General features: G+C 63.3%; 16 protein-coding genes. 13 read left to right on the forward strand and 3 right to left on the reverse strand.

Translation table 11 applies throughout. The features are described 5' to 3' along the window. The first annotated feature begins 8 nt into the window (after positions 1-8). From B5X78_RS15400 to B5X78_RS18745, 3 genes are all read left to right on the forward strand, one after another. Complete coding sequence (locus B5X78_RS15400; protein WP_079725439.1) at positions 9-365, forward strand: PilZ domain-containing protein; 357 nt, start codon at positions 9-11, stop codon at positions 363-365. A gap of 314 nt (positions 366-679) precedes the next feature. Continuing rightward, entirely contained in the window at positions 680-1,639 is a 960-nt protein-coding gene (locus tag B5X78_RS15405) for a hypothetical protein (protein ID WP_139381587.1), read from the forward strand. Beyond that, a complete protein-coding gene (locus tag B5X78_RS18745) occupies positions 1,636-2,202 on the forward strand; it encodes a 2'-5' RNA ligase family protein (RefSeq protein ID WP_079725443.1) in 567 nt (188 codons plus the stop codon). The genes B5X78_RS15405 and B5X78_RS18745 overlap by 4 nt, the downstream gene beginning before the upstream one ends. A 54-nt stretch (positions 2,203-2,256) precedes the next feature. Here B5X78_RS18745 and B5X78_RS18505 read toward each other — a convergent pair whose 3' ends face one another. Next, positions 2,257-2,679 (reverse strand): hypothetical protein, encoded by a 423-nt coding sequence (locus tag B5X78_RS18505; RefSeq protein WP_139381588.1) that lies wholly within the window; start codon positions 2,677-2,679, stop codon positions 2,257-2,259. Positions 2,680-2,940: 261 nt separating this feature from the next. Then, on the reverse strand, positions 2,941-3,399 hold the full coding sequence (locus tag B5X78_RS15415) for a GNAT family N-acetyltransferase (protein WP_079725444.1): 459 nt from the start codon (positions 3,397-3,399) through the stop codon (positions 2,941-2,943). 421 nt (positions 3,400-3,820) lie between these two features. On the opposite strand from B5X78_RS15415, the gene B5X78_RS15420 reads away from it, so the two are divergent. Together B5X78_RS15420 and B5X78_RS15425 are read left to right on the forward strand one after the other, a co-directional pair. After that, the gene (locus B5X78_RS15420) at positions 3,821-4,903 is read left to right on the forward strand and encodes a L,D-transpeptidase (protein WP_229730745.1); all 1,083 of its coding nucleotides are present in this window, start codon (positions 3,821-3,823) and stop codon (positions 4,901-4,903) included. Positions 4,904-5,092: 189 nt separating this feature from the next. Beyond that, entirely contained in the window at positions 5,093-6,703 is a 1,611-nt protein-coding gene (locus tag B5X78_RS15425; protein WP_079725446.1) for an ABC-F family ATP-binding cassette domain-containing protein, read from the forward strand. 224 nt (positions 6,704-6,927) lie between these two features. On the opposite strand, the gene B5X78_RS15430 is transcribed toward B5X78_RS15425, so the two are convergent. Then, positions 6,928-8,991, reverse strand: a complete 2,064-nt coding sequence (locus B5X78_RS15430; RefSeq protein ID WP_079725447.1) for a 3-hydroxyacyl-CoA dehydrogenase NAD-binding domain-containing protein — start codon at positions 8,989-8,991, stop codon at positions 6,928-6,930. 214 nt (positions 8,992-9,205) lie between these two features. Between B5X78_RS15430 and rpoE the strand changes: the two genes are divergently transcribed. The 8 genes from rpoE (at position 9,206) to era (ending at position 17,188) form a co-directional block, all read left to right on the forward strand. Continuing rightward, positions 9,206-9,826, forward strand: coding sequence for an RNA polymerase sigma factor RpoE (gene rpoE, locus B5X78_RS15435; RefSeq protein WP_079725449.1), 621 nt, complete (start codon positions 9,206-9,208; stop codon positions 9,824-9,826). Further along, entirely contained in the window at positions 9,823-10,710 is an 888-nt protein-coding gene (locus B5X78_RS15440; RefSeq protein ID WP_079725451.1) for a sigma-E factor negative regulatory protein, read from the forward strand. The genes rpoE and B5X78_RS15440 overlap by 4 nt, the downstream gene beginning before the upstream one ends. An 83-nt stretch (positions 10,711-10,793) precedes the next feature. After that, positions 10,794-12,332: a DegQ family serine endoprotease gene (locus tag B5X78_RS15445; protein ID WP_079725452.1), complete on the forward strand. Its 1,539-nt coding sequence runs from the start codon at positions 10,794-10,796 to the stop codon at positions 12,330-12,332. Between the two features lie 167 nt (positions 12,333-12,499). Next, entirely contained in the window at positions 12,500-14,293 is a 1,794-nt protein-coding gene (gene lepA / locus B5X78_RS15450; protein WP_079725454.1) for a translation elongation factor 4, read from the forward strand. An 84-nt stretch (positions 14,294-14,377) separates the two neighbouring features. Next, positions 14,378-15,172: a signal peptidase I gene (lepB, locus tag B5X78_RS15455; protein ID WP_079725455.1), complete on the forward strand. Its 795-nt coding sequence runs from the start codon at positions 14,378-14,380 to the stop codon at positions 15,170-15,172. 46 nt (positions 15,173-15,218) lie between these two features. Further along, entirely contained in the window at positions 15,219-15,602 is a 384-nt protein-coding gene (locus B5X78_RS15460) for a DUF4845 domain-containing protein (RefSeq protein ID WP_079725457.1), read from the forward strand. A 3-nt stretch (positions 15,603-15,605) separates the two neighbouring features. After that, positions 15,606-16,283 (forward strand): ribonuclease III, encoded by a 678-nt coding sequence (gene rnc / locus B5X78_RS15465; protein ID WP_079725459.1) that lies wholly within the window; start codon positions 15,606-15,608, stop codon positions 16,281-16,283. After that, positions 16,280-17,188, forward strand: coding sequence for a GTPase Era (gene era / locus B5X78_RS15470; RefSeq protein ID WP_079725460.1), 909 nt, complete (start codon positions 16,280-16,282; stop codon positions 17,186-17,188). The genes rnc and era overlap by 4 nt, the downstream gene beginning before the upstream one ends. The last annotated feature ends 46 nt before the right edge of the window (positions 17,189-17,234 follow it).

Here is a 17,234-nt window from a genome sequence, read left to right on the forward strand (position 1 = left end):
GGAGCACGATGAGTACAGCAGCCAGTGGTCGTCAGGGCATCCTGTCGTTGGCGGTCAAGGACAAGGCGGCGCTGTACAACGCCTACATGCCGTACATGAAGAATGGCGGCATCTTCGTGCCCACGCCCAAGCGTTACTTCCTGGGCGATGAAGTCTTCCTGCTGCTCACCCTGCCCGAATCCAGCGAACGCCTGCCGGTCGCCGGCAAGGTGGTGTGGGTCACCCCCGTCGGCGCCCAGGGCGCGCGCGCGGCGGGCATCGGCGTGCAGTTTCCGGAGAGCAGCGATGGCGAAGCCATCAAAAATCGCATCGAGACCTTGTTGGCCGGCACGCTGAGTGCGGATAAGCCGACGCATACGATGTAAGCGCAAGACCCGCGTCTGGGGGGACGCAAGCGCTGTTGATCGCTAAGGAGGGGCGATGGCAGTGGGGAAGGGGAGCTACGAACTTACGAGGATTCTTGCCGCACTGGGGCTGATGGCTCTGGTGCCTTTGGTGTGGGCGACTGACTCTGCAAACGTCCCCTGCGCTTTTACGCACTTTCAGTGCCGATGCCGCATGTAAGGTGCGGCCGCCCTCAAGGATGAACGTCGAGCTCTCCGCTATTTATTCGAGCTAGATAGGCTGTCGGTTTGCGAAGTTGGGTCGCAGTACAAATCTCATCAAGCGAGGAGGCGGTATGTCAGCAGAAGAATCTCTCAAGAAGCATGCCGATTTATCGTCTCGCAAGGCGCTTGCATCCGCTCGTCTTGAAACTGTGAAACACGCTTTTCAATCCGATGAACTCCTGCGATCGTCTGATGTCATGACCTTCTGCGCAGGGTCGCTCAGCCGGTTGGAATCCGGAAAGAACTCAGATCTGGATATCTTCATTGTGTCGAACGGTTCGGATGTCCCTCCCCTGAAAACCGCGAGAATCCTTACCAGGGTGGCCGACCTCAATGAGAAGCTAGGATTTCCGCCATTCTCCGACGAACTGCGCTACATGAAGATTTATAGCAGAAAGGATATTGTGGAAGACACTGGGAAGCCCAGAGACGATTCCGAAAACTCATTCACGACTCGGATGTTGCTACTCCTTGAGGGATCCTCCCTATGCAATCAGGTGCTTCACGACGAAGTTGTGACCGAAATCTGCACAAATTATTTCAGGGATAACAAGGGGAAGGCTGACTTCAAGCCTTTGTTCTTGATCAATGACCTACTGAGATACTGGCGAACACTCTGCTTGAACTACGAACAATGCAGAGAAGACCCCGACAAGCCGTGGCGGAAAAAGAACGTCAATTTGAAATTCAGTCGCATGACAACCGTCTATTCGAGCGTAGCAGTTCTAATGGTTGATCGCCCTGTCAGTGCGCAAGACTTCATTCCGAAGATTTCTATGACACCATTGGAGCGCCTAGCATATGTTGTAGATCGAATTGGAGATCCGGAACTCGCATGCGGATTCGACGAATTCTTGAATCATTATTCAGCATTCCTAAGAATAAAAGATAGCGCCAATCCAGAGCGGTTCTTGAAAGTAAAAAACACGAAGGAAAACGTCAGAACGTCAGCAGTCTATGTTTCCGACTACTTTCAGAAAATTCTTCTCCACAAGTCGCTTGGCGAATACTCTCGCTACCTGCTGATATGAGCATTCAAAGACATTTTGTGTTCGTAGTTTTCAATGACCCAACAGTTGTGGGAGTCCTTGATTTCCTGCACTCGACGATGATGCATACGCGTTTGCCGTCTAAGCCGCACATCACTATTCAGGGACCCTTTGATGAGAAGGTTGGAGCCGATAGGATTCATAAAATATCCGAAGCTCTGAGCGGAGACAGCTTCTTCATCGGAAACTGTGGCTACTTTGAGAGCAATGGGCGTTGCTCCCTCTTTCTACGTGCCGCAAGTGAGAACTTGGAGAGAGTGTGGGTCAAGCCTGATTTCCCAAAGGAGAAATTTGGATTCAATCCGCACATTACTTTCTACGAAGGAGGGGATGTGGAGAGGGTCAAACGTGCTCACAAATTTCTGTCTAAGAACAGGGTTGAGCTCATGTGCAGTCAATTTGAGGTCGTTCAGTACGTTCCGCGCCAAATGGACATGTTTCCGAATGAGGGAGTTGCGGGCGACACGCACGCCATCTCAAGATTGATCGCACAAGGACGAATAGCCCCAACATTCCGAACCGGCTTCTTGTCTGCAACATCATGACAAAGCATGAATTGAAGGTCGCTTTCGCTCCTCGTGAATACCGACGATAGGTCGCTAAGCCAAGACCATGATTGTGCGTCCAGGATACTTGGTCTTGCACGCTGGACATTGACCCTCTTCGGACGAATGGCTTGGCCTAGCCACATGACGTAGCAAGTGGTCTACCTCGTAACAACGCATGCAATACGGTTCGCCATGGGGCTCGCCATTCTCGTCCACTTCGTAGTAGGCATTTCGCTCCTTCTTAACGGTCGCCTTGATCTCAAGAGCAGCCTTTAATCGTGCAATTTCCGAAAGCATCTCACGCAACTCCCGCTGCGCATCGTTTAGGCCAAACTCTGCGGCTGTTAATGACCGCACGACGGTGGCAAGTTGCAAATGCAGGTCAGTGTTCTCGGAAAGTTGCTTGACTGCATACAAGCCCTTTGCTGCCTCAATTCCTCCAGCAACAACGGCCATCGTGCCGGCGATATCCATAGCTTCCGTTCCTTAGTTGGAGCACGCACGCTACCCCCAGTGCGACTTCGTCGCAATAGTTCGGATTCGAGAGGAGGCGCATAGTGCTCTTCAACTGTGTTTTGTTTTCGACGCCTGCACCATTTCCTACCGGCTTAGACTTTGACGGCGCCTGCGCACCATCCAGGGTCGTGACGGTGCCGCCACGACCCTGGATGGCTGTGAGTTCGCACTCCTGTATTCGGACCCTCTGCGACGGCGACGAACGCCTTCGATTTTTGCTCAGGCCAGCGCCTTCTCCAAAAACACACTATTGGGATCCGGCTGGTACTGCCCAAACGGTCCCATCGAGCGGAAGCCTGCCTTCGTATACAAGGCAATCGCTTCGTGCTGGTGTACGCCGGTCTCCAGGCGCAGCAGGGCGGCGCCTTCTCCGACGGCATGCAAGGTCAGTCGCTCCAGTAGCGCACGCGCCACGCCGCGGCCGCGGAACTCGGGGCGCACGTACATGCGCTTGAGTTCTCCATAGCCATCGGCGTAGTGCTGCACGCCGCCGCAGCCCACGGGTTCGCCTTCCCAGCGTGCGACAAAGAAGGCCACGCCTTCGCGTATCAATTTCTCCACGCTGTAGCCGTGTCGGCTGGTGGCCGGGTACAAGGCGGCCAGGTGCGACTCCAGCTCATCGACCAGGCGGATGGCGTCGGGGGAGGAGGGGGATTCCAGTCGAATCAGCAGCGACATGTCCGTGATTCCGCGGGTGGGCGGTGCAGTCTAAGCGCACGACATTAGCGTTGCGTTAGCGCGCGAAAGCAGAATTTTCCTACAGCTGGTCAGACGCGCCTGACACGTTGACGCGGCGTTTCCTGATATTTCCGCCGTGTGGCGAAGCGCAGCATATGTCCATGCTTCGATTTCTCCACAACGGCGACAAGGTCGCCACTTCCACCAGCGTTTCCTGGTCCCTGGTGGGGACGTCGTCCGGGCGTGGGCCGGTTCCAGCCCGCGCCCGGACGGCACTTCTCCACCCAGCTCCCAGGTGTCGCCTTTGTTCAAGGCCCCCAGTTCCGCTCCTCCTCCCGCTTGCGGGCGGAGGCTGGGATGGGGGCAACCCTTTCACGCCCAGTCGCGTTAGTCTTGCCGCGAATCCGCACAGGAGCAGACGATGCGAATGGGATCGCGTGGGCGCCGTGGCGCCGCAACCGCTGCCTGGATTGCCGGCATGGCGCTGGCATGTCTGGCCACGTTCGCCAGTGCGTCCGTCCCGTTCTGGGGCGCGCGTCAATCCAGTTCCGTCGACACGGCGCCTGACCAACTCAAACCGGGCGAGTGGATCTGGGGAGGGGACATCAAGACGATGGGCCCGATGACCGTCATCGTCAGCCTGACCGAACAACGTGGCTATGTGTATCGCAACGGCGTGCTGATTGCGGTCACCACGGTCAGCACCGGCAAGAAGGGCCATGAGACACCCACGGGTGTGTTCACCATCCTGCAGAAGGACAAGGATCACCGCTCCAGCAAATACAACAGCGCGCCCATGCCGTATCAGGAGCGTCTGACCTGGGATGGCATCGCCTTGCATGCGGGTGGCTTGCCCGGTTATCCGGAATCGCATGGTTGCGTGCACATGCCCAGCGAGTTCGCGCGGCTGCTGTTCGACGCCACCACCATGGGCATGACCGTGGTGATTGCCGAAGACGGAGCCTCACCGATGGCGATGGTGCATCCTTCGCCGTTGTCACCCATCCGCGCCGACGGTGGCGCTGATGCGGTAGTGCCGCCGCTGGAAAATGGCGTGAGCTATCGCTGGCATCCCGAGCTCGCGCCCGAGGGTCCGCTGTCGCTGGTGCTGAGTCGCAGCGATCAGCGCTTGGTGGTGATGCGCAACGGCATCGAGATTGGCCGCAGCCGGGTGTTGGTGCGTGAGCCCGAAGCCATAACCGGCACGCATGCCTACGTGATGGGCAGCGGGTTCATGGAAGGCAGCTTCCCGCAGTTCCCTGGCGGCCACGCGCCGCAATGGCAAGCCATCGCCGTGCCCGGTCACGAAGCCGATGCCGGCAGCGCGGTCAAACGCGAAACCGTCGAAGGCCTGACCATCCCACCGGAGTTCATCGCCCTGGTGTACCCGCTGCTCGCGCCGGGCACCGTGTTGGTGGCCACCGATGCGCACATCATTTCGCAGACCAACTCCGGCAAGCAGCTGCAAATCCTCAATGCCGATCCGCCGGATGAAACGCGCTGACCGGCCCGCAAGCTGAACTGATGGCCCGCGCGGATTTGCCCACGCTTGCCCGTCGCTCTAGAATCCGCGTCCACCCCCCCTCACCGGAGTTTCGTGCAATGCGCCACTGATGCCGCCGTCTGACTGACGGCCACACTCCGCCCACCCTTCGCCTGAAGGGAGGAGTTATTGGCATCTCTAGAATACCGCATGACGAATCCGTCTCTCACGCTGCAAGGCGTGTCCTATGTTCTGCCCGATGGCAGGACGCTTTTCTCCGAACTCAACGAGTCATTCGACAGCACGCCCACGGCCTTGGTCGGACGCAATGGTGTGGGCAAGACGGTGCTCGCGCGATTGCTGGCCGGGCAATTGCAGCCGAGCGGCGGGCGTTGCCTGTCCTCTGGCAGCGTCCACTATCTGGCGCAACAGACTTTCCTCCCGCAGGGCGGCACGGTGGCCCATTTGGCCGGCGTCGAATCCGTCTTCGCGGCGCTCGCGCGAATCGAAGCCGGCAGCACGGCGCAGGAGGACTTCGGCGCCGTCGGTGATCGCTGGGATATCCACGCGCGCCTGCACTTGGAACTGCAGCGCGGCGGCCTGGCCCATTTGGATGCCGCCACACCTGCCGCCACCCTGAGCGGCGGCGAGGCCATGCGCGTGGCCTTGCTGGGGGCGATGTTGTCCGACGCAGACTTCCTGATCCTGGACGAACCCAGCAACCATCTGGACCGACCCAACCGTCTTGCGCTGTACGAACAATTGCGACGCTGGCCGCGCGGCCTGTTGGTGGTCAGCCATGATCGTCTGCTGCTGGAGCAGATGCAGCGCACGGTGGAGTTGTCCTCGCTCGGCCTGCGCAGCTATGGCGGCAACTACAGCTTCTATGCGCAGGCCAAAGCCAGCGAGCGTGCGAAGGCGGAGCAGGATCTGGAGCAAGCCAAGCTCGAACGCCAACGCGAAGAGCGCAGCATGCAGCAGCAACGCGAACGCCAGGAGCGACGCCAGTCGCGCGGCGACAAGCATGGCAAGGAAGGCAATCAGGCCAAGATCATCCTGGACCGGCAGAAGGAGTGGAGTGAGGCGGCCGGCGGCAAGTTGCGCCGGCAACACTACGCGACGCGTGAAGCCTTGTCCGATGCGGTGCGCGAAGCCGCGCGCGTGGTAGAGGAGCAGACGCCGGTCAGCCTGCTGGCACTGCCGGTGACGGCGGCCGCGCAGAAGCGCGTGGTCGATATCGACTTGGCGCTGCCCCACGTCACCGGCGCGACGCGGCAAGTGACGCTGATGCTCACGGGTCAGCAGCGTGTCGGTGTGGTCGGGCCCAATGGTTGCGGCAAGTCGACCTTGCTGAAGGTCTTGGCCGGGCAGCTGCAACCGCACTCCGGCCAATGCAAGGTGCTGGTGGAAGCGGTGTATCTGGATCAGCAACTGGGCAATCTGGATGCCTCCCGCAGCGTGCTGGAGCAACTGCTGGACGCAAACCCCGGCGGCAATGAAGCCGACCTGCGCATGCGCCTGGCCCAGTTGGGGTTGGACGCGCAGAAGATCGCCGCGCCCAGCGGGGTACTCAGCGGCGGCGAGCGATTGAAAGCCGCACTGGCCTGCGTGCTCTACGCCGAACCGCCACCGCAGCTCTTGCTGCTGGACGAGCCCAGCAATCACCTCGACCTGGCTTCAACGCAGGCGCTGGAAGCCATGCTGTCCAGCTATCGCGGCGCGCTGGTGGTGGTGTCGCATGACGATGCGTTCCTGCAGGCGCTGGGATTGACGCATCGCTTGGAGGCGACCCAAACAGGTTGGCGACTGGAGCCCTGTTGATCGGATTCTGTAGGAGGGGCTTCAGCCCCGAAGCTCTCGATGCATGCGCGCATGCATATCTTGATTGCATGGATCTGCGACGTCTGAAAACTCGATGGCTTCGGGGCTGAAGCCCCTCCTACAGAAGCCTGTCCCACAAATGTCTCAATCTTCTTCGCAACATTGAAAAAGGGACTGCTTTCGCAGTCCCTTCGTCTTCCCGCATGTTGGCGACGCGTTCGGCTTTACGCCACGGGCTCGCGCAACACCTGCGCATCCCAGCCCGGTCGCGGCGCGAAGCGGTCGCCATGCCGCGCCTGCAGGCTCTTCAACTTCTCCACCAGCACATCCGGACCCACCGTACGCACGTACTGGATCGGGCCGCCGCGGAACGGTGCGAATCCGGTGCCGAAGATCACGCCGGCATCCAGCAGGTCGGCATCGCTGACCACGCCATCGTGCAGACAGGCCACGGCTTCGTTGAGCAGCGGCAGGATCAAACGGTCTTCCAGATCGTCCGGCGCGCGATAGTCCTTCGGCACGTCCGGCTTCACCGCGCGGCCGTTCTCCCACTTGTACAGGCCCTGGCCATCCTTCTTGCCGCGCTTGCCCTGCTCGACATTGCCCAGCGCGGCCGGCACGGTCAGGCCCAGGAACGGCGCCAGTTCCTGGCCCACGCCCGCGGCCACGTCCAGGCCGACGGTGTCGATCAATTCGATCGGCCCCATCGGCATGCCGAACTTCACCGCCGCCTTGTCAATCACCGCACCCGGCACGCCTTCGGCATGGATCGTCGCGGCTTCCAGCATGTAGGGGAACAGCACGCGGTTGACCAGGAAGCCCGGCGTACCCGCCACCGGCACCGGGAACTTGTCCAGCGCCTTGCAGAACGCGGCCAGACGTTGCTGCGTTTCGGGCGCCATGCCGTCGTGGTGGATGATTTCCACCAGCGGCATCAGCGCTACCGGATTGAAGTAGTGCAGGCCGGCGAACTGCGCCGGGCGATCGATGTGCTCGCGCAGTTCCACCAGCGGAATCGAAGAGGTGTTGGTGGTCAGCAGGGCGGTCGGCTTCAATCGCGGTTCGATGGTTTCGTACAACTCGCGCTTGGCCTGCGGGTTCTCGATGATGGCTTCAATCACCAGGTCCGCTTCGGCCACGCCGGCGCCGGCCAGGTCGCCCTTCAGGCGCGCGGCCACGCCGGCGCGCTTGGCTTCGTCCTTCACCTTCTTGGCGAACAGATCCTGCGAACGGGTCAGCGCGCCATCGATGAAGCGCTGCTCGCGATCCTGCAGGGTCACCTGGAAGCCCTTGTAGGCCGACCATGCGGCAATGTCGCCACCCATCACGCCGGCGCCCACCACGTGCACGTGCTGGATGCCGTGGTCTTTGCCACCCAGACCCTTGAGCCGTTCGGTCAGGAAGAAAATCCGCACCAGGTTGCGCGCGGTCGGGGTGGAGGCCAGCTTGACCACCGCCCGGCGCTCGGCCTCCAGGCGGCCCTGGATGCCCTTGCCGCCAAAGCGTTCCCACGTATCTATGAGCGCATGCGGCGCGGGATAGTGCGCCTTGGGCGCCTTGCGCGCGACCTGCTTGCGGATCTGCGGCGCCAGCAGCTGGCGCGCGATCCAGGTGTTGCTGATCCAGCCCAGGAAGCGCTGTGAAAACGGACGCTGCACGCCGTTCTGCAGCAGGCTCACGGCGGTATCCACCAGCACCGCCGGCTCCACTACCTTGTCGACCAGGCCCATGGCCCGCGCGGCGCTGGCCGAGAGAGTGCGGCCGGTCAGCATCATGTCCATCGCCTTGGGCGCGCCGACCAGGCGCGGCAGGCGGGCGCTGCCGCCCCAGCCCGGGAAGATGCCCAGCTTCACCTCAGGCAAACCTATGCGAGTGGACGGATCGCTACTGGCAACCCGATAGCGGCATGCCAATGAAATCTCGGTGCCGCCGCCCATGCAGAAGCCATGGATGGCGCTGACCGTGGGGCAGGGCAGCTCGGCCAGTTTCTGGAATACGGTCTGGCCGCGGCGGATGGCGTCGTTGACGGTGCCGCGGCGGTCGAACTCCTGGAATTCCTTGAGATCGGCGCCGGCAATGAAGCCCGAGGCCTTGGCCGAGCGCAGCACCAGCCCCTTGGGCGGGTCGATGGCCAGGCGTTCGAGCAGGTCGCTCAGCTCGATCAAGGCGTCCTGGGAGAACGCGTTGACGCTGGCGCCCTGGCGATCGAAGCTCAGGACGACAATGCCGTCGCCCCGCAGCTCGGTCTGCCAATGACTGAATCGCAGGCCATCAAAGTTTGCGGCCATCTGGGACCATCCGTTTACGTATGGACAAGACCGCTATCATCCCGAGGTTGTTTCGCCCGCGTCAAATCCGCATATCAGGGGCAGGGTATGACCAGCGGCCGATGAGATCATCGTCGGCCCCCAGTTAAATTCTTGATAGGCCATTGAACTTTCCTCCGCGGATGCGGTCACAGAGCCCGGCTGCCCAGCCGCGCTGACAGGAGTGCGGCCCGGCATGGCCGGTATTGAATCGACACAGGAGTTGGACCTTGAGCTGGTCAAGCGCGTGCAGCGCGGAGACAGTGCGGCATTCGATCTGCTGGTACGCAAGTACCAGCACCGGATCGTCGCCCTCATCGGGCGCTACATCCACGACTGGAGCGAGTGCCAGGACGTGGCGCAGGAGACCTTCCTGCGCGCCTACCGGGCGCTCGGGAACTTTCGCGGCGATGCCCAGTTCTATACATGGCTTCACCGGATTGCAGTGAACACCGCCAAGAACCATCTCGTCGCCAACAACCGCCGGCCGCCGACCGATGACGTCGACGCCGCCGATGCCGAGCAGTACGACGCCGGCACCCGCCTGCGCGACACGGACACGCCCGAGCGTGAGCTGATGCGCCAGGAGTTGGAACGCAGCGTGATGAAGGCCGTGGACGCCCTGCCGGAAGAATTACGGACCGCCATCACCCTGCGCGAGGTGGAAGGCCTGAGTTACGAGGAAATCGCGCAGAAGATGGATTGCCCCATCGGCACCGTGCGATCGCGCATCTTCAGGGCGCGCGAAGCGATTGATGCCGAGCTGCGACCCTTGCTCGATACCGATAGCGCCACCCGGGAGCGGACCCGCCCATGACTGTAGAACTCGACAAACTGGACATCCACAATCGCCAACAGCTGTCGGCGTTGATGGACGGTGAGTTGGCCCCGGACGAAGCACGCTTTTTGCTGCGCCGTCTGCAACACGATGACGAACTGGGTTCGGCCTGGGAACGCTGGCAGCTGTGCGGCGACGTGCTGCGTGGCCAGGCCCGGGCGCCGGCTCCGGCGGGCTTTGCCCAACGCGTTGCGCTGGCCGTGGCCGCCGAGCCGCATCGCCATGCCACCAATGAAAATGCCGCAGCCACCCCACGCGGTCGGCTGATGCGCTGGGGCGGCGGTGCACTGGCGGCATCGGTGGCCTTGATGGCCTTCCTGATCGCACGCCCGCAGTTGCCCGAAGACACCTCCACCAGCAGCGCGCCGGCGATTGCCGCGACCACGCCGGCCCCGGCCGTTGACGAAGACGCCACGCTGGCCGATGCCGGCGGCACCTTGGCCGATGCCGGCAGTGCCGAAGTGCTGGCCTCGGCCGCAGCCACCGTGGCGGTGGCCAGCGTGCCGCGTCGTGATGCCACTACCCGCCGCAGCGCCACCCGTACCCAGCAGGCCGCACGCAGTTCGATGGCCCGCGCCGCGCGCGAGCCGCAGCGGGCCGTGGCCAGCGCCGCCCCGGTGGCTCCGCCGGTGAATGCAGTGGCGGGCCCCGGCACGACGGCCGTGGCGGCCGCTCGGGTCAACAACCCGTTCTCCTCGTCCACGCCTGTCAGCGCGCCACAGGCGCGTCCGTGGCCGCGTTCGACTCTGCCTTATGCCAGCAACGCTGCGGGTAGCCTGAGCACCGGCTATTCGTCGGATTCGGGTGCGCGCACGTTCTATCCGTTTGATCCGGCGCAGTCCACGCCTGCCGCGCAGCCGTAACCGGCCACCTGCATTTGCCGGCGCGGAGCGTCCGCGCCGGCGCCATTCCCACTTTCGCAACGACCAATCGAGGCCTGCATTCGATGAGCTTGAGTGCCCGCAACAGCGTCCTTTCCCTGCTGATCCTCACCGCGCCGCTGGCCGCATGCGCGCGTCCGGCTGATCCGGCGCCTGCCGCCGCGTCGTCGGCGGCCGCCGCACCCGTCATCGCCCAATCCACGGCGCCGCAGCTGGTCAGCGGCCTGCCGGACTTCACCCAGCTGGTCGATCAAGTCGGCCCGGGCGTGGTCAACATCGAGGCGCGCATCAGCGGCCGCCAGAGCACCGATCAAGAGGAATACAGCGAAGACGACATCCCGGAAATCTTCCGCCGGATGTTGCCGCCCGGCTTCCAGATGCCCGGCCCCGGCGATCGCGGCGGTGATCGCGGTCCGTCACGTCGCGGCATCTCGATGGGTTCGGGTTTCATCATTTCGCAGGACGGTTACGTGCTGACCAACCACCACGTGGTGGACGGCGCCGACGAAGTGAAGGTCAAGCTGCCGGATCGTCGCGAGCTCACCGCCAAGGTGGTCGGCAGCGATCAGCAGTACGACGTGGCCTTGTTGAAAATCGACGCCAAGGGCCTGCCGACCGCGCGCCTGGGCGACTCGCGTTCGCTCAAGCCGGGCCAGTGGGTGGTGGCGATTGGTTCGCCGTTCGGGCTGGATCATTCGGTCACCGCCGGCATCGTCAGCGCGGTGGGCCGCAGTGCCTCGGCCGAGCAGCGCTACGTGCCCTTCATCCAGACCGACGTGGCGATCAACCAGGGCAACTCCGGTGGCCCGCTGCTCAATACGCGCGGTGAAGTGGTCGGCATCAATTCGCAGATCTTCTCCGCCTCCGGCGGCTACATGGGCATCAGCTTTGCCATCCCGATCGACCTGGCAATGAGCGCGGTGGATCAGCTCAAGGCCACCGGCAAGGTCAGCCGCGGCCAGCTGGGCGTGGTGGTGCAGCCGATCAACACCGACGAGGCCAAGGGCTTCGGCCTGGCCGACACCCGCGGCGCGCTGGTCAACCAGGTGCTGGAAGGCAGCCCGGCGCAGAAGGCCGGGGTGGTGCCGGGCGACATCATCAAGGCGTTCAACGGCACGCCAATCAACGACTCCAGCGATCTGCCGCCGCTGGTGGGCGCGCTGGTGCCGGGCACCAAGGCGACCATCTCGGTCATCCGCGACGGCAAGCCGCGTGATCTGTCGGTGACCCTGACCGAACTGGACGAGAGCGCCGCCGTCGGCGGACGCGCCCCGGTGACGCCGGGCAAGCCGGCCCCGGCAGCCGGTACCAATCCGCTCGGCCTGGTCGGCCAGGATCTGGGCGCCGATGCGCGCAAGCAGATGGGCCTGAAGGCAGGCGAGGGCGTGCTGGTCAGCCGGGTCAATGGCGCCGCCGCACGTGAAGCCGGGCTGGCCCCGGGCATGGTGGTGATGCAGGTCGGGCGCAGCCCGGTGGGCAGCCCCGCCGAGCTCAACGACCAGCTCAAGGACGTGAAGCCCGGCCAGACGGTGATGCTGCTGGTCCGTACCCAGAATGGTGCAACCCGTTTCGTGGCCATCACCGCGGAAGCCAGCAAGGGCTGATCGGGCGGGTCGAAACGGCCTTTCACCCGTCAGCGCACGCTGCCGCAACGCCCGCCCTCCCGGCGGGCGTTTGCGTTGGGGCGGTCGGGCATGGCCCGGCCATGCGATAATTCCGCGTTACCCTGACGACGGCCGTAGCCGCCGCCCACCTCATGTCTTCTGATTCCATGCGGAATATCCGCAACTTCTCCATCATCGCGCACGTCGACCACGGCAAGTCGACGCTGGCCGATCGCATCATCCAACTCTGCGGCGGCCTGGAGGCGCGGGAGATGGAAGCGCAGGTGCTCGATTCCAATCCGATCGAGCGCGAGCGCGGCATCACCATCAAGGCCCAGTCCGTGTCCCTGCCTTACAAGGCCAAGGACGGGCAGGTCTACCAGCTCAACTTCATCGATACCCCCGGCCACGTGGACTTCAGCTACGAAGTCTCGCGCTCGCTGGCCGCCTGCGAAGGCGCGCTGCTGGTGGTGGACGCGGCGCAAGGTGTGGAAGCCCAGTCCGTGGCCAACTGCTACACCGCGGTGGAGCAGGGCCTGGAAGTGGTGCCGGTGCTCAACAAGATCGACCTGCCCACCGCCGACATCGAGCGCGCCAAGACCGAGATTGAAGCGGTCATCGGCATCGACGCCGAGGACGCGGTGCCGGTCAGCGCCAAGACCGGCCTGAACGTGGATCTGGTGCTGGAAGCGATCGTCCAGCGCATTCCGCCGCCCAAGCCGCGCGATACCGACAAGCTGCAGGCGCTGATCATCGACTCCTGGTTCGACAATTACCTGGGCGTGGTCTCGCTGGTGCGGGTGATGCAGGGCGAGATTGGTCCCAAGAGCAAGATCCTGGTGATGTCCACCGGCCGCACCCACGAAGTGGACAAGGTCGGCGTGTTCACCCCCAAGCGCAAGGAGCTCAAGAAGCTCGGCGCCGGCGAGGTAGGCTGGATTACCGCCTCGATCAAGGACGTGCATGGCGCGCCCGTGGGCGACACCCTGACCCTGGCCAGCGACCCGGCGTCCAAGCCGCTGCCCGGTTTCCAGGAAATGCAGCCGCGCGTGTTCGCCGGCCTGTTTCCGGTCAATGCCGAGGATTACCCGGCGCTGCGCGAGGCGCTGGAAAAGCTGCGCCTGAACGACGCGGCGCTGCGTTTCGAGCCGGAAAGCTCCGAGGCCATGGGCTTTGGTTTCCGCTGCGGCTTCCTGGGCATGCTGCACATGGAGATCGTGCAGGAGCGGCTGGAGCGCGAATACGACCTGGACCTGATCAGCACCGCGCCGACGGTGGTGTATGAAGTCCTCAAGACCGATGGCACGGTCATGGCGCTGGACAATCCAGCCAAACTGCCGCAGTCCAACCTGATCGAAGAGGTGCGCGAACCCATCATCCGCGCCAACATCCTCACCCCCGAGGAATACATCGGCAACATCATCAAGCTGTGCGAGGAAAAGCGCGGCTCGCAGATCGGCATCCAGTACCTGGCCAGCCAGGTGCAGATCAGCTACGAACTGCCGATGGCCGAGGTGGTGCTGGATTTCTTCGACAAGCTCAAGTCGGTCAGCCGTGGCTACGCTTCGCTCGACTACTCGTTCCTGCGTTTCCAGGCCGGCCCGTTCGTGCGCCTGGACACGCTGATCAACGGCGACAAGGTCGACGCCCTGAGCCTGATCGTGCACCGCAGTCACGCCGATCGACGCGGCCGCGAACTGTGCGAAAAGATGAAGGACCTGATTCCGCGGCAGATGTTCGACGTCGCCATCCAGGCCGCCGTGGGCGCGCAGATCATTGCCCGCAGCACGGTCAAGGCGATGCGCAAGAACGTCTTGGCCAAATGTTATGGTGGCGACATCAGCCGCAAGAAGAAGCTCCTCGAGAAGCAGAAAGAGGGCAAGAAGCGGATGAAGCAGGTGGGCCGGGTGGAAATTCCACAAGAGGCGTTCCTGGCCGTCCTGCAGGTGGACAGCAAGTAATAGGCTTCACCCGGGCCACCGCGAGGAGGGCCCCCCTGGTTCACCGTTACCCTTCACCCTTTCACCCGTTCCAAAGGCATATCCATGGTCTGGTTTGAAACCATCCTCGTCGTGCTGACGCTGTTCACGGGCGCCGTCTGGCTGCTGGACAAGCTCTTCCTGGCCAAGCGCCGCGCCGCCCGCAGCGGTCTGCTCGATGAAGAGCCGGTGGTGGTGGATTACTCGCGCGCCTTCTTCCCGGTGCTGGCGATCGTCTTGATCCTGCGCAGCTTCGTCGGCGAGCCGTTCAAGATTCCGTCCAGCTCGATGATGCCCAACCTGCTGATTGGCGATTTCATCCTGGTCAACAAGTTCGCCTACGGTCTGCGCCTGCCCATCACCAACCAGAAGTTCGTCGACATCGGCGAGCCCAAGCGCGGCGACGTGGTGGTGTTCAAGCCGCCGCACGATCCGGAGAACAACTGGATCAAGCGGGTCATCGGCCTGCCGGGCGACCGCATTTCCTTCGAGGGCAATACGGTCTCGATCAATGGCCAGCCGCTGGCCTACCAGACCCTGGGCACCTACACCGGCCGCGGCCTGCCGATGGGCGTGGACAGCGCGGCGCTGCTGGAAGAGCAGCTGCCGGGCCGCCCGCACAAGGTGCTGGAAGTGCTGGACCGGGTCACCGGTGAGGGCGACTGGGTGGTGCCGCAGGGCCACTATTTCGTCATGGGCGACAATCGTGATAATAGCGAGGACGGCCGGCTGTGGACGCAGACCCACTTCCTGCCGGAGCAAAACCTGCGCGGCAAGGCCTTCCTGATCTGGCTGAACTGCGAGGACTGGTTCTGCAAGGGGAGTTTCCAGCCGTCCCGGATTGGCGACAGCATCCAGTGACGGATTGGGTCCAGACAACGTGATGTTCGCAAACGGGGGAGTGGCAATGAATCGCAAGCATCAAAGTGGCCTCACCTTGATCAGTTTCCTGGTGGTGCTGGGCGTGGTGGGTTTTGCCGCCTTCATCGGCATGAAGCTGTTCCCGATGTACCAGGAGTACTACTCGGTCCGCTCGTCGATGAAGGGTCTGGAAAGCGAGCCCGGCGTGGCCGACATGGATCCCTCGCGCATCCAGGATCTGTTCTTCCGCCGCCTGTACATCAACTACTCCGAAAACGTGAAGCCCAAGAACGTCAAGTTCGAGCGCACCGACGGTGGTTGGCTGATGAGCGTCAAGTACGAAGTGCGCCGTCCGCTGGTGGGCAACCTGGACGTGGTGGGCAATTTCGACACCAGCCAGAAGCTCACGCGCCACGGCACCCCGGACTGAGGTTTGACCGCGCTCCGGCTCACGCACACGTTCAATCATCAGGGTTTGCTGGGGCAGGCCCTGACCCATCGCAGTGCAGGCTCGCCGCATAACGAGCGGCTGGAATTCCTCGGCGACGGCATCGTCAACCTGCTGATCGCCGAGGCGCTGTTCAACCGCTGGCCCAAGGCCGACGAAGGCGCAATGACCCGCGCCCGCGCCGAACTGGTGCGCGAAGGTTCGCTGGCCGCCATCGCCCGCCGCCTGGATCTGGGCGCGCAGCTGACCATGGGGCCGGGCGAAATGAAGTCCGGTGGCCATCGCCGCGATTCGATTCTGGCCGATGCATTGGAAGCGGTGGTGGCGGCGATCTACCTGGATGCCGGCTTCGAGACCTGCCGCGCGGTGGTGCTGCCGTGGTTCGAGGATTTGCTGGCCGCATTGCCCGAAGGCAAGGCGGAAAAGGATGCCAAGACCCGCCTGCAGGAATGGTTGCAGGCACGCCAGCGGCCGCTGCCGCTGTACGAACTCGTCTCCGAAAGCGGCGACGATCACGCCAAGATGTTCCTGGCCCGTTGCAGCCTGCAGGAGCCGTCGGTGGCGGCCGAAGGCGAAGGCACCTCGCGGCGCATCGCCGAGCAGGCCGCCGCCGCCGCGGTGCTGGAACAGCTGGCCGAACCCAAACGCAGTCACGCACGATGAATACAAATTCCCCCCACCGCAGCGGCAGCGTTGCGGTCATCGGCCGACCCAATGTCGGCAAGTCCACGCTGACCAACGCCCTGGTGGGCGCCAAGATCAGCATCACTTCCAACCGGCCGCAGACCACCCGTCATCGGCTGCTCGGCATCGCCACGTTTCCGGCCGGGCAGATCGTGCTGGTGGACACGCCCGGCTTGCACAAGCAGCAGGGCAAGTTTTCCGCCTCGGCGATGAGCCGGGTGATGAACCGCGCCGCACGCGGCGCGCTGGAGGGCGTGGATGCGGGCCTGCTGGTGATCGAGGCCGGGCGCTGGGATGAAGAGGACACGCTGGCTTACAACGTGTTGAGCGACGCCGGCATTCCGGTGGTGCTGGTGATCAACAAGGTGGATCGTCTGCGCGACAAGAGCGCGCTGCTGCCGTTCCTGGCGCAGGTGAGTGATGGCCGCGAGTTTGCGGCGATCCATCCGGTGTCCGCGCTGAAGAAAAATGGCCTGGAGTCGCTGACCAAGGACGTGCTGGCGCTGTTGCCGGAAGCACCGCCGATGTTTGGCGAGGACGAGATTACCGATCGCAGCGAGCGGTTCCTGGCCGGCGAGTTGATTCGCGAGCAGCTGATGCGCCAGCTGGGCGCGGAGTTGCCGTATGCCACCACCACCGAGATTGAGCGCTTCACCGAAGACGGCGAGATGCTGCGCATCGGTGCGGTGATCTGGGTCGAGCGCGAGAGCCAGAAGGCGATCGTGATCGGCAAGGGCGGCACGCGGCTGAAGGAAATCGGCAGCAAGGCGCGGATGCAGATGGAGCATCTGTTTGGCCGCAAGGTCTTCCTGGAAACCTGGGTGCGGGTGCGCGAGGGCTGGTCGGATGACGAGACCGCGCTCAAGGCCTTCGGGTACGAATAAGCACTTCCTGATTCGTGGCGGGCGAGCTTCTGCTCCTTCCCCCGCT

The sequence above is a fragment of the Pseudoxanthomonas indica genome (genome assembly GCF_900167565.1).
Lineage (GTDB): Bacteria > Pseudomonadota > Gammaproteobacteria > Xanthomonadales > Xanthomonadaceae > Pseudoxanthomonas_A > Pseudoxanthomonas_A indica.